This window comes from Leucobacter musarum subsp. musarum (genome assembly GCF_001273845.1).
GTDB lineage: Bacteria > Actinomycetota > Actinomycetes > Actinomycetales > Microbacteriaceae > Leucobacter > Leucobacter musarum.
In genome coordinates this window covers 798414-811166 of sequence record NZ_JHBW01000087.1, presented here as the reverse complement: position 1 = coordinate 811166, position 12753 = coordinate 798414, and the positions used below count along the sequence as shown (strand labels likewise).

Here is a 12753-nt window from a genome sequence, read left to right as displayed (position 1 = left end):
CGCGAGCATTCGGGGCCCTGCGCGGGGATCGGCCGCGAAGACGCCATCGGTGTCGTGCGGGGTCAGGAGAACGTGTGGGCGGGGTGCCGGGCATAGCCGTGCCTCTCAAAGCGGTGATGAGGGTCATCGATGGGTGCCGCTCGAGCGCTCGCGTGCATGCGTGCGGTATCGAGTTGCCTCCGGATGCGGGCGCGCAGGGCCAGCGTGCGACCGAGTCCGATACGTCGCATCGGTCGTACGGGTATCGCGCGCACGTCGCAGTCGCCCGTGCGCAGCACGCGCGTCGCGCCCCGTACTCAGGGCAGTGCGACGCGCCTCGCGGCGCAGACGGGGCGGTTCAGCAGGAAGCGGTCAGCGCCGGAGGACCACGACGCTCGTGCACCGAGGGATACACGCCGAGCGGCAAGACCACCGCGCTGGAATCGTGGAACGGGGTGGGTCGCGCCACCGACGCAGAAGCCTCGGAAATCTCGGGGGAGACTGGCCGCAGCCGAGACAGGCTCGACACCAGGAGTCGCGCCAGTGCGGCCAACGAGGCGAGCGACATCTCAGCGCAAGAGAGCGCGACGACAGTGAGGAGACATGCGATGGCGTGCGCGATCCACATTGCGGCACCGGCATGTCCGAGATGCGCGGTGGTTGAGGTCGACGGGTCGAAGCTCGTCGTGATGGCGTGCACGTGCTTCGGCATCGCCGACGCGGAGCTCGAGGCGGGCGCGCTCGTCGCGCCGAGAATAAAGAGCGCGTGGAAGAGGAACTGGCTGGCCGCGACGGAGATCGTCAACCGGGGGAGCGACAGTCTGCGACCGGCGAGCCCGACGCAGACGAGCGTCGAGAGCACCAGCGGTACGACGATACCGAGCACCCCCGGAACCTCGCCGCCGCCCGCGACATGCGAGAGCAGTGCGACAAAGGTCGCCAGCGCCGCTGCGGCCGTACCCCGGAGGGCGGCGCTGGCGCGGGCTGACGTCATGCCCCCATTGTGTCAGACGGATCGCGGTGCGGCACGATCGAGCACGGAGCGAAATGCGCGTGCCGCCGGGCTGGGATTGAACTCGCTCCACGCGAGATACTCGACGCGGGCGGGCCCATCGGTGATTGGAATCTCGCGAATGCTGGGTTCGGAACGGATCGTGTTTGGGGGAAGCAGCGCGACCCCGAGTCCCTGCCGCACGAGTTCGAGGGTCAACCCGGTGCTCATCGCCTCGTACATCACCGAGCGCTGCACGCCGGCCGCTTGGAACGCGCCGTCGGATTGCGCGCGACCCGGCGTACCCCGGGGGAAGTCGATGGCCGGCTCATCCGCCAGATCGGCCAGGTCAAGTCGCCGCCGTCGTGCAAGCCGATGATCAGGGGCGACGACGGCCACGTGACGTTCGCGGGCGAGCTCTCGAAACGCGGCGCCGGTAGGCACGGTCGACTCGGGGAGACCCAGTATCGCGATGTCGACGGCTCCGGACGCGATCTCGGAGAGAAACACGTCGCTTCCGCCCACACGCAGCGACACGGATACCGAGGGATGCAGGTCGCGGAACTCGCGGAGTGCTGCGGGGATGTCGAGCCGTGTCGCGGTCGGAATCATGCCGATCGCGAGGCTGCCCCGGATCTCGCCCGCGGCGGCGACCGCGTCGGCGGCCGCGCGATCCGCCGCGTCGACTGCGGCCCTCGCGGCCGCAACGAAGGCTTCGCCGGCGGCCGTCACCTCGACGCGTCGGCTGGTGCGAGCGAAGAGGTCGACGCCGACTTCGCGCTCAAGCGCTTTGATCTGGTGGCTCAGTGACGACTGCACCACGAAGCAGCGCTCTGCGGCTCTCGTGAAACTGCGCTCCTCGGAGAGCGCGACCGCGTACCTGAGCTGCTGCAGTTCCATACATTCATGATTGCAGATCATGGATTCCATGCAACATATGTGTTGGACGCATGGACAGGGTCGCGGAGAGACTCGGTGCATGCAGAACTTCTCAGCGGTGTCCTCACGCTTCGGCTGGACCGCGCTCACCGCGCTCGCCCCCGCGATCTGGGGCTCGACGTACATCGTCACCACTCACCTGCTGCCGCCCGGGCACCCATTCTTCGCCGCGCTCATGCGGGCGCTTCCCGCCGGTCTGATCGCTCTCGGGGTGGCACGCACACTGCCGAAAGGCTCGTGGTGGTGGAAGAGTCTGGTGCTCGGCACGCTCAACATGGGCGCGTTCTTCCCCCTGCTCTTCCTCTCGGCGCAACATCTGCCCGGGGGCGTCGCGGCGACCCTCGGCGCTGCCCAGCCCATGGTGGTCGCCGTGCTCGCCGTGCTGATCCTGCGCGAGCGACTGTCGAGCTGGCGGGTGCTCTGGGGCGTCGTCGGGGTGATCGGCGTGGGGCTCGTCGTGCTCGGCCCCGGGGCCGGTCTCGACGCGATCGGCATCGCAGCCGGGCTCGCAGGCGCCGCCTCGATGGGGTCCGGAGTCGTGCTCGCGAAACTCTGGGGGCGCCCTGCCGGAGTCTCGGCGATCGGGTTTGCCGGGTGGCAACTCACCGCGGCGGGCATCGTGCTGCTCACACCTGCGCTGCTGATCGATGGCGTGCCTGCGGGAGTCGACGGCCCGGCGATCGCGGGGTACCTGTGGTTGGGTCTCGCCGGTGCGCTCGTGAGCTACACGATCTGGATGGCCGGCATTCGGCAATTGCCCGTCACCGCAACGGCGCTGCTGGGCCTGCTCTCACCACTCGTCGCCGCGCTCCTCGGTGCCGGCATCGCCGGCGAGGCCCTCACCACGCTGCAGATCGGTGGCTTCGCGCTCGCGCTGCTGGCGATGCTCGCCGGGCAGGTGGCGCCGCGCGCCGTGCAATTGCGCTCCTTCGTTCCGCGCTAGCCTGGCTTTGGGAAGTACCAGTGATACGCCGCAATGATGCGGAGAGAGAAAGGAACGCAGAGGTTCATGCTGCAATCTGAAACTCGGAACACACCGGGGAACGGGCTCGAACGGGCGCTGAGCAATCGGCACATTCAATTGATCGCCATTGGCGGGGCCATAGGTACGGGGCTCTTCATGGGGTCGGGCAAGACCATCTCGGTCGCCGGACCCTCGGTCGTGCTGGTGTACATGATCATCGGCTTCATGCTCTACTTCGTCATGCGCGCCATGGGGGAGCTGCTGCTGAGCCGCACCCACTACCGCAACTTCGCGGACTTCGCCGGCGACATCTTGGGGCCCGCTGCCGCGTTCTTCGTCGGCTGGACCTACTGGTTCTGCTGGGTGGTCACGGGCGTCGCCGATGTCATCGTCATCGCCTCCGTCTACGTGAAGTACTGGTTGCCGGTGCTGCCGAGCTGGATTCCGGCGGTCGCCATCATCGTGCTGCTGATGCTGCTCAACCTGCCCTCGGTGCGCGGCTTCGGTGAGACCGAGTTCTGGTTCGCGATGATCAAGATCGTTGCGATCGTTGCGCTCATCGTCGCCGGTATCGTGCTCATCGCGACCGGCTTCACGAACCAGTACACCGACACCCATTCGGGCGGCACCGTCGAAGCCACGGCCTCGTTCGCGAACTTGTTCACGGTCGGCGGCGGGTTCTTCGGTGGCGGATTCATGGGCTTCATCATGGGCTTCCAGATCGCCGTCTTCGCCTTCGTTGGCGTCGAGCTCGTCGGCACGGCGGCCGCCGAGACGAAGAACCCGGAGCACAATCTGCCGAAGGCGATCAATGCCATCCCGATTCGCATCCTGCTCTTCTACGTGGGTTCGCTCGTCATCCTGATGTCGGTGGTGCCCTGGATCGCGTTCAGCAAAGACGAGTCGCCGTTTGTCATGCTCTTCTCGCTCGCGGGCATCGGCGCGGCGGCCCACCTCGTCAACCTCGTCGTGTTGACGTCGGCCGCTTCGTCGGCAAACTCGGGCATCTACTCGACGTCGCGCATGGTCTACACGCTTGCGACGAGCGGCGACGCTCCGCGTCTCTTCGCGAAACTGACGCGAGCGAAGGTGCCGCGCAACGCGCTGTTCCTCACGGGGGTGCTGCTGCTGAGTTCGCTCGTGCTGCTGCTCACCGGCCTCGACAAGTCGACCGGGTTCTCGATCGTGACCACGATTTCGTCGCTGTGCTTCATGTTCGTCTGGACCATGATTCTCATCAGCTACCTGGTGTACCGCCGCCGGCGTCCGCAGGACCACGAGCAGAGCCGGTTCAAGATGCCCCTGGGCCGCACGATGCCGTTCGTCGTGATCGCGTTCTTCGTCTTCCTGCTCTGGGCATTCACGCAGGATCCCGATACGCTCGCGGGGCTCATCGCGACACCGGTCTGGTTCCTCGTCGTCGCTATCGGCTACCTGGTGCTGCGCAAGAACCCGGAGCACGCGCGACTGCGCGCTGAGCATGTGGAGAAGGTCGCTGAGGAGCGACGCGCGGTCTCCGACTGGCAGGCCGGGAAGCGCTGATCCCAGCGAGGTCGGGGCTAGCCGTCGCGGAGCGCATCGACGGGTTCGATGCGCGCGGCTTTGATCGCGGGGTAGCCGCCGGCGGCGAGCCCCACCAGTGCGCCGACGGCGACCCCGACCGGCGCGGCCCACGGTGCGATGACCGGCGTCCACTGCTGCACGAGGCACACGCCGATCAGGGCGAAGAGCCCGACCACCACACCCATGAGCCCGCCGAGCACACCGGTGGTCAGAGATTCGAGCATGAACTGTTGGGCGATGTCGCGCGTGCGCGCGCCGAGGGCGCGGCGCAGGCCGATCTCTCCGCGTCGCTCGGACACGGAGAGCAGGGTGACATTGGCGATGCCGATGCCACCGCCGATGAGCGCGACGATGCCGATCGCGAGGAACAGCACATTGACGTCGGCCTGCACGCCCTGACGCAGCGCGCTCGACGATGACGGTGCGCCGACCGTGAAGCCATCGGGGGAGTTCGGGCTGAGGGCGATCGGAGCCTGGTGCGCGACCACCTCTCCCGCACCTACGGCGATGCGGATGTCGAGGCTCTCGGCGGCGGCGATGCCGAGCTCGTCGCGCGCCGTCGAAATCGGCACGATCACCGAGTCGAGCAGGGGCTTCCGTGTGCCCACGGCATCGAGTATGCCGATGACCGTATACGCGTGATCGTCGATGAAGATGGCCGGCTGCCCCGTGACGCGGTTCACCCCGAGCCGTTCAGCGGCTCCAGCGCCCAGCACCGCGACCCGGTCAGCGCGATTGTCGTGGCCGGCGTCGAAGAAGCGCCCGGTCTGCAGCTGGCCGTCGACGGTCTCGAGGAGTTCAGGGGAGGCGGCGACCACGGCGGGGGCCGCCTGCTGCGCGGCGGAGGGATCCTGCACCTGCACGGCGTCGACCTGCGGCGCCCGCGCCGGTTTCGCGACGAGCGCCGCATACTCGACTCCGGCGAGGTCTGAGACCCGCTCGACGGAATCCCACGGCAGCATTGCCGTCGCCCGTTCTTTCCCGTTGGCAGCTTTCGTGGATCCCGGCTCGACGGTCACGCGGGTCGCGGAAAGCGCGTCGAACTGCTGTGCGATCTGGCCCGCGGCGGTCTGCGCGAATCCGATGGTCGCGACGAGCGACGCGATGCCGAGCACGGTGCCGATCAGAGTGATGACGAGGCGCGACGGGCGCGCCCCGACCCCCTCAAGCGTTTCTCGCAGGAGGTCTCTGCCCGAGATGCCGGTGTGCGACGAACGGCGCCACGGCCCTCGAAGCCGCGCCGCCCAGGCGCTGATACGTCGCTGCATCATGACACCTCCGAAAGTATGCCGTCATGCATACGGGCGCGCCGGTGCGCGGCGGCCGCGACGTGCGTGTCATGAGTGATCATCACAATGGTGAGTCCGTCGGCGCTGAGGTCGGAAAAGAGGCGCAGGATCGCCTGCGAGTTCTCACGGTCGAGGTTGCCGGTGGGCTCGTCTGCGAGCAGCAGGCGCGGTGACGTGCTCACGGCCCGCGCGATGGCGACGCGCTGGCGTTCGCCGCCCGAGAGGGTAGTGGGGAAGAAATCGACGCGATGCGAGAGCCCGACTCGCTCGAGCGCCGCGCGTGCCAGCGGCTCGCGCTCCGCACGGGATAGACCGGCGTAGGTGCCCGCCAGCATCGTGTTCTCGAGCACGGTGCGCGTGGGCATCAGGTGGAACGACTGGAAGACGAAGCCGATAGCGCTGGCGCGGAGAGCGGCGCGGGCGTCTTCTCCCAGATCGCCGACGTCGATGCCCTCGAAACGGAAGTCGCCGGTGCTCGGGCGATCCAACAATCCCAGGGTGTTGAGCATGGTCGACTTGCCCGAGCCCGACGGGCCGATGATCGCGAGGTAGTCGCCGCGATCGACGCTGAGCGTGACACCGCGGAGCGCGTTGACCGGAGGCGGGCCCGGGAAGAATCGCGTGACGTCGTTGAGTGAGATGAGCGGTCCGGTGAAGTCGTGATCACGGGGAGACGCTTCAGTGATCGCGTCGTCGGGCGACGCCACCGGGGTTTCCGCGAACAGGCGCGCGAGCTCGCTCACCGACCGACCACGACCTTCACGCCCGGCGCGATGCGCCGGTCGTCGCTCGAGATTTCGACGTACCCGTCTGCGGCGAGTCCGGCGGTGACGTCGATGAGTTCGGTCTCGGCATCGGCGCCATGGCGAAGATCGACGAGGAGTTCGACGCGATCCTGCCCGCCCGAGCCCGACGACAGTGCCGCAATGGGCACCGCGAGCACATCGCCGTCGGTGCTCGCCACGGGAACGCGCACGCGCACGTTGGTGCCCCGCAGCGCCTCGATCTGGTCGCTCGTAAGGTCGCTCGGGGCGAAGTTCACCGTGTAGCGAGACGAGGTGTCAGCGTCGCCTCCCGACCCGGAGGCGCCTCCGCTGTCGCCGCCACTGGTCTCGCCGTCAGCGCCGTTCGCGGATCCGCCGCTGCTGCGCTTCTTGGGGGCTTCGATGCTCGCCACCGTGGCCTGGATGTCGGCACCATCGGGGCCGGGGAACGTGGCGACGGCGCCCTCCACGAGCAGCTCAGCGTCTTGCGCGGAAATCGTGCCAACAATGGTGAGGGTCGCGCCCGACACGCTCATGGGTGAACCCGAGAGCACGTCGCCGCGAGACACGGAGACGTCGTCGACGCGTCGCGGCAGGTCGCTGAGGAACAGCACTTCGCTCGACGGAAGCGTGGGCAGCACGCGCTCCTGCGCGGTCGCAAGCTCGCTCTGCGCGTCCGAGAGCAGGTCGTTCGCGGAGGTCACGGCGGCCTGCTCCGCGAGGAGATCGGCGGCAGCGGCTCCGGCTTCGGCGGCCTCGTTCGCCGCGGCACGCGCCTGGTTCAACGCCGACTGCGCTTGCGCGAGCGACACGTTGGCATCCCGCACCGCGCGCTCAGCGCTCTGGAGTGCGTCTGCCGCCTCGTCCCCACCGGTGGCGGGGGCGTACCCGATCTGGTCGTAGACGGCGCCGATCGCGGACGCCGTATCCCATTCGAAGGTGTCGTTGCCGGGGTCACCAGCGGCGTATCCCAGCGCTCCCAGAGCGGCCTTGAGCTGCACGACGTCGGGGCCGCGCATGCCGATGCTCAGACTGCGATACGCGGGGAGTTCTCCGGGGAGCACGATGACCGGTCGCCCGGCGACCTCGAGTGCGATGCTGCCGGACTGGAGCACCGCGCCAACCTCGGGCACGTGCCCGGTGATCACCGGACGATCGCCGGCCGCCCCCGAATCGATGGTGACGGCGACAGCATCGGCGTAGGTGACCTCGCCACGTGTGACGACGGTGTTCTCGATGCTGCGCTCCTCGATGGGCGCGGTGATCGGACCGGCCTCGGGTGCCGCCGTGCGCGCAGCGACCTCGGCCGGGGACACGATGAACTGCATCACGCCGATGCCGATGAGTAATGAGACCACGGCGACACCTGCGATCAGCGCGACGAGGCGAGTGCCCGCCCAGGCTCGCAGTGCACGACCCCCGTGCGGCTGATCCGGTTGGTCGCCCCACTCATTCGCCTGCGCAGGAGGCGCCTCGACACTCTGGGGCGTCTCAGCGATCTCGGAGGCGCGCTCGGCCCCGGCGCGACTGCGGCGCCCGAATCCCCAACCCACAGGCTACTTCTTGACGCCGTACTGGGCGACGAGGGCATCGAGCTCGGCACGGTGCTCGTCGATGAACTCCTGCTCAGCGGCGAACGTGAGCTTCTGCAGCTTCTGGTCGTATTCGACCTGCTTCTTGCACGTCGCGTCAGCGACCGCGACCTCGATCTCGCGTTTCTTGAAGGCGTCCAGCTGCTCCTGGTCGGGCTCAGAGTACTCGTCTTCCCCGCCCCCGGAGTACAGCGCATTGCTCTCCTCCGAAACCTCTTGGGCAGCCGTGTTCGGCGACGTGAACTCATCGACGCCGCGGTCGGCCATGCACGACGCCCACTGCTGATCGAGTTCGGCGACCTCGGGCGAATTCGTCTCTTCGCCGTAGAAGGGTTCGTACACCGTGTTCATCGCTTCGAACAGTTCCGCGAACTGCGGATCCTCGTACGCCGCCTGCGATCCGCCCTGCTCGTCTTGAATCTCGTGCTGAGCGGCGCCCTGGCACCCGGCGGTCGTCCAGTCGTACTCGTAACTGCCGTCTTCATCGAGCGCGGATTCGTCTTGCGGGCCGTACAGGGTTTCGTAGAAGGCATCGCGCTCGGACTCGCTGAGCGATTCGAGATACGTGCCGTTGGGGTCGACGTACTCTTCCATGTCATCCATCGCCTCATCTCCACCCGGCCAGGAGGTGATGCCGTATCCGTACTGCTCGGCGAACTCGACGGAGCCCCACTCGGGTTCGTCGCCGTCGGTTTCGGAGCTGTACATGACGCTGCCGTTGTTCGTGTTGGGCTGGTACTCGAAACCCTCCTTCGTCATGCACTCGGCAATCAGGGCTTCGGTCTTCGCGTTCTGCTCATCGAGCTTTTCCTGCGTGAATTCGTTCTCGTCGTAGAGCGCTGAGAGGTACTGCTGCAGCGGGCCAACGGCCTCGTCTTCGGATGAAGCATCGGATGCTCCGCCCATGCACCCGCTCAGTGCCACCGCGGCTGCGAGCGCGAGCGCCGGCGCCAGGATGAAGCGGGTACGTGTTCGGGGAGAAGTAATGCGCGTGTACATGGGAACCTCGGTTTCGGCGTGCCCGGGCAACGATGCCCTTCAGTCGGAATCGATGTTGAATCGAATGTATTTTGGATAATGCCCTTACTTTAAGTGAAGCGCTGGGTGTGCGTTGCATGGATCGCCGCGGTTCCGGGATCGGATGTTGGATACCGGCCTCGCGGTGGCGCGCAGGCGACCGCAACGCAAGCGGATCGCCGCCCGGGTAGGATCGAGGCGTGGAATCGACGCGGGGCGAGCGAACAGGCCGAGGCCTGATCGCTGCGGGTGTCGCTACGTTCGTCGCTGCGTTGTCGCACTCGCTTGCCGACGGGAACCCGGCCCCGCTGCTCGGCGTTCTGCTCGCGCTCGTCTTCGCGGCTCCGGTGTGCGTTGCGCTCGCTGGTCGATCGCTCTCGTGGGTGCGCCTCGCTATCGCCGTCGGCGCCAGCCAGTTTGCCTTCCACGGGTTGCTCCTCGTTGGGCTCGGCGAAGGGTCATTCGGGTGGCCGGCATCCGGCGGCGCGCATCTGCATGCAGCCGCAGCGGCGACGATCTCGTCGGGAGCGTCACCCGCGCTCGAGGCGGTTGCGCACACTGCGCACGCCACTCCGGCGATGTGGGCGGCGCACGTCTGCGCCGCCGTCATCACGGTGCTCGCACTCGGGGCAGGGGAGCGCGCGGTCGTCGCGATCCTCGGGCTCGTCCGCCTCGCGCGCGTCTCTGCGCTGTTGCGGTGGAGCCCGCGAGCACTCGGCGATCCCGAACCCATCCCGGCGACCTGGCGCCTGAGCGCGCCCCGGCTCGCGGTGCTCACGGTGATGCGTCTGCGAGGGCCGCCCGTCGTGGCGTAACCCTCCCAGCTCATCACTCGCGTGACGGCCATTCGCCGCCGCTGAGCACTGCCCGTATCGCGTATCGCGCGGGGCCAGTGCGTGTGGCCGCCGCCGCGCACCCTCAACATCACCGGAGTTATTCCATGTCTCAGCACACCCGTACCCAGATTCTCGTCCGCACCCTGTCTGGCGTTGCCGCGGGCGCCGTCCTCGCCGTCGCCGCTCCGCTGGCGGCGTCGGCTCACGTGACCGTCACCCCTGACCAGGTCGAGTCGGGCGGATGGTCGTACCTGACGTTCCGCGCGCCGACCGAGTCGGAGGCGGCGAGCACCACCAAGCTCGAATTCCATCTGCCCGAAGACACCCCGTTCTCGCACGTCTCGTACCAGCCCGTGGCGGGCTGGTCGGCGAAGATCGATGACGAGCAATTGCCGAAGCCGGTCGAGGTGCTCGGTAACACCATCAGCGAGGCCCCGGTGACCGTGACCTACACCGCGGATGGCGCCGGCATCGAACCCGGCCAGGTGCAGATGTTTACGCTGTCGGTCGGACCGATCGCCGACACCGGTCATATCGTCATCCCGGTGACGCAGACTTACAGCGACGGCTCGGTCGTCGAGTGGCAGGCGACCCCTGAAGAGGTCGCGGCCGACGACACGCTGGAGCCGGCCCCCGTGCTCTGGGTGAATGATGCCCCGCCGGCCGACGATCACCACGCGAGCGGTGCCGCAGCGGGCGACCACGACACGGCAGCTACTGAAACGGAGACCGCAGCGGCGTCGGATTCGAGCGGCGTGACGCTCGGTCTGAGCATCGCCGCGCTCGTGATCGCTGCCGGAGGCGCCCTGCTCGGTGCCCTCGCTCTGGCGCGCACCCGCAAGGCGTCGGCGTGACGCTCGCGCATCGCATTCGGCTCGCAGCGGCGGGCGCGCTCGTCGCGCTCGTCGCGGTGCCCGTGGCGGCGACCGCCGCGTTCGCGCACGACAGTCTTGTGAGCGCGGATCCGCTCGCCGGTACCACCGTCGAGTCGCTCGACAGCATCACCCTGCAGTTCAACAACTCGCCGCTCGGTCTCGACGGCAGCAATTTGGTGCAGGTGATCGGCCCCGACGGCAAGTACTACGAGACCGGGTGCCCCACACTCGCCGGCCCCGTCGTCACCGCACCCATCGCCTTGGGTGCAGCGGGCGAGTATCAGGTCGAGTGGCGGGTGGTCTCATCAGATGGGCACCCCATCTCCGAGGAGTACACGTTCACCTACGCGCCGGCGGCGGGCACCGAAACCGCCGCCGGGTCTGAGACGCCGCAGTGCGGCACTGCCGCCGGATCGCCCGGCGATGCGGCGAACTCCGCCGCCACAGGCGGTGACACCGCCGACGAGCGCGTCGCCGAGACCCGGAGCCCCGTGAGCGGGCTCGGCATCGGTGTCGGGGTCGGTGGGTTCGCTGTCATTGCGATTGCGGCTGCGGCCTGGTTCATCCTGCGGAAGCCGCGCGGCGAGTAGCAGCGTCGAGTGACGCGTGGTGGCGCCCCAGCCGTGAGGTCTGGGGCGCCACCGCAGGGCGCGGAGTGAGCCAGGCGGTGTCGACCAGCACCGCCCGGCTCACTCGTGCGCGTCGTCAGCAGTTGCCCACTCGGGGAATGGGTCGGGAAGCGCGAGCCACGCCTCGGGCCCGGCCTCGAACTCGGCGTCGGTGAGCGCTGCCTCGTCGAGCGCTGCGCCGAGCCCGTCGCGGTCGACGTCGATGCCGATGAATGCGAGGTCTTGACCGATCGCGAGCAGCTCGGCGTCGACGCCGACTCCACTGCCGAGCGGTTCGAACGAGATGACGCGCCCGACATGATCCCAGCTCGCGACAGTGGCAGGTCGGGTCGCCAACCGACAGAACCCTGCGGAGCGCGCGACCGTGCCGAACTCGCCCGGTTCGATGCGCTGGTCGAGTACCTGTTGCAGGCGCCCGGGGTGCAGGGGGCGCTCGTGCGTGTAGCGGAAGCCGCTGACGCGTGGGTCGGTCATGTGTGGATCGAATTCGCTGTTGAGGAGCGCGATCCACCCTGCGCCGTCTTGCCCCTCCTTGATGGCATGTGTCGCGCCGCCAGCAATTGACGCCGCCCTGCCATCGAGGGAATCGCCTGCCTGCTGGAGACTGAGTCGTGCTCGAGGTGCCAGGTGATTCGCGAGAGCCATAAGCGTGGAGAGATCGGGCGTCGAGAGTGCCTCCCAATTCACGAGCACGATGTGCGATGCGAATTCGACCTGCGTGACCAGCAGTTCGGAGCGCGCAACGTGCAGTGCGCTGCCTCGCGCACGCACGTAGTCGTCGCGCATCAGGTCGGTGAGTAGGTGGCTGGCGTCGACGACGCAGACGACGCGGGTGAGGCGCAGATCGTCGGGCTCCGATGAAAACGCGCCGATGATCTCGGTGGCGCGGATGTCGGCGGGCAACTCGACGACGACGCTGGTTCCGGAGCCGGCCCAGGGTGCCAGTGCGATAGTTTCGCGAATCGGATCGATGGCGACCGCGAGGTGAGCGGCTGACAGGAGCATGGCGCGATCGCGCTCGGCCAGGCGAGCGGCGTAGGCGCGCCGCTCGGGTACGCAGGCGCCGACGACGGCGATGACGTTGATGTGGTGCTCGGACACATGAGCCTCCGGAGGTGTGGGGAGCGGCGGTACAGGGTTCTGCCTCTACTATAATGATAATTCTTATCAATAAGGATCGGAGAAATGCACATGAAAGTACGCGCGTCACTGAAGTCGCTCAAGCAGCAACCGGGGGCTCAGGTTGTACGGCGGCGAGGCCGGGTGTACGTCATCAACAAGCAGAACCCCCGGTTCAAGGGGCGTCAGGGCTGAT

At 67.9% G+C, this 12753-nt stretch carries 13 protein-coding genes; 6 read left to right on the top strand and 7 right to left on the bottom strand.

The window, feature by feature from the left end; translation table 11 throughout:
- Positions 1 to 337: 337 nt before the first annotated feature.
- Both CH42_RS12710 and CH42_RS12705 read right to left on the bottom strand, forming a co-directional pair.
- Positions 338 to 973 carry a hypothetical protein gene (locus tag CH42_RS12710; protein WP_053353480.1) on the bottom strand — a complete coding sequence of 212 codons (636 nt, stop codon included), beginning with the start codon at positions 971 to 973 and terminating at the stop codon, positions 338 to 340.
- A gap of 12 nt (positions 974 to 985) precedes the next feature.
- Positions 986 to 1870, bottom strand: coding sequence for a LysR family transcriptional regulator (locus CH42_RS12705; RefSeq protein WP_053353479.1), 885 nt, complete (start codon positions 1868 to 1870; stop codon positions 986 to 988).
- Positions 1871 to 1949: 79 nt separating this feature from the next.
- On the opposite strand from CH42_RS12705, the gene CH42_RS12700 reads away from it, so the two are divergent.
- Positions 1950 to 2852, top strand: a complete 903-nt coding sequence (locus tag CH42_RS12700; protein ID WP_075205363.1) for an EamA family transporter — start codon at positions 1950 to 1952, stop codon at positions 2850 to 2852.
- A 66-nt stretch (positions 2853 to 2918) separates the two neighbouring features.
- Complete coding sequence (locus tag CH42_RS12695) at positions 2919 to 4415, top strand: amino acid permease (RefSeq protein WP_053353477.1); 1497 nt, start codon at positions 2919 to 2921, stop codon at positions 4413 to 4415.
- A 17-nt stretch (positions 4416 to 4432) separates the two neighbouring features.
- Here CH42_RS12695 and CH42_RS12690 read toward each other — a convergent pair whose 3' ends face one another.
- Genes CH42_RS12690 through CH42_RS12675 form a run of 4 tightly spaced genes read right to left on the bottom strand, consistent with a single transcriptional unit; the run spans position 4433 to position 9080 of the window.
- Positions 4433 to 5707 (bottom strand): ABC transporter permease, encoded by a 1275-nt coding sequence (locus CH42_RS12690; protein ID WP_239684042.1) that lies wholly within the window; start codon positions 5705 to 5707, stop codon positions 4433 to 4435.
- A complete protein-coding gene (locus CH42_RS12685; protein WP_082309424.1) occupies positions 5704 to 6468 on the bottom strand; it encodes an ABC transporter ATP-binding protein in 765 nt (254 codons plus the stop codon). Before CH42_RS12685 ends, CH42_RS12690 begins: the two co-directional genes overlap by 4 nt.
- Complete coding sequence (locus tag CH42_RS12680) at positions 6465 to 8042, bottom strand: hypothetical protein (RefSeq protein WP_239684041.1); 1578 nt, start codon at positions 8040 to 8042, stop codon at positions 6465 to 6467. The genes CH42_RS12685 and CH42_RS12680 overlap by 4 nt, the downstream gene beginning before the upstream one ends.
- 3 nt (positions 8043 to 8045) lie before the next feature.
- Positions 8046 to 9080, bottom strand: a complete 1035-nt coding sequence (locus CH42_RS12675) for a hypothetical protein (RefSeq protein ID WP_053353476.1) — start codon at positions 9078 to 9080, stop codon at positions 8046 to 8048.
- Between the two features lie 218 nt (positions 9081 to 9298).
- Between CH42_RS12675 and CH42_RS16610 the strand changes: the two genes are divergently transcribed.
- The 3 genes from CH42_RS16610 to CH42_RS12660 all read left to right on the top strand — a co-directional run bounded on the left by CH42_RS16610 (position 9299) and on the right by CH42_RS12660 (position 11399).
- Entirely contained in the window at positions 9299 to 9913 is a 615-nt protein-coding gene (locus CH42_RS16610) for a hypothetical protein (RefSeq protein ID WP_053353475.1), read from the top strand.
- A 125-nt stretch (positions 9914 to 10038) separates the two neighbouring features.
- Entirely contained in the window at positions 10039 to 10788 is a 750-nt protein-coding gene (locus tag CH42_RS16605; RefSeq protein WP_053353474.1) for a YcnI family copper-binding membrane protein, read from the top strand.
- The gene (locus CH42_RS12660; RefSeq protein WP_053353473.1) at positions 10785 to 11399 is read left to right on the top strand and encodes a copper resistance CopC family protein; all 615 of its coding nucleotides are present in this window, start codon (positions 10785 to 10787) and stop codon (positions 11397 to 11399) included. The genes CH42_RS16605 and CH42_RS12660 overlap by 4 nt, the downstream gene beginning before the upstream one ends.
- Before the next feature lie 99 nt (positions 11400 to 11498).
- On the opposite strand, the gene CH42_RS12655 is transcribed toward CH42_RS12660, so the two are convergent.
- On the bottom strand, positions 11499 to 12539 hold the full coding sequence (locus CH42_RS12655; RefSeq protein ID WP_239684040.1) for a GTP-binding protein: 1041 nt from the start codon (positions 12537 to 12539) through the stop codon (positions 11499 to 11501).
- Positions 12540 to 12629: 90 nt separating this feature from the next.
- Here CH42_RS12655 and ykgO point away from each other — a divergent pair, with 90 nt between their 5' ends.
- Positions 12630 to 12752, top strand: coding sequence for a type B 50S ribosomal protein L36 (gene ykgO / locus CH42_RS16075; protein ID WP_053388021.1), 123 nt, complete (start codon positions 12630 to 12632; stop codon positions 12750 to 12752).
- Position 12753 lies beyond the last annotated feature (1 nt).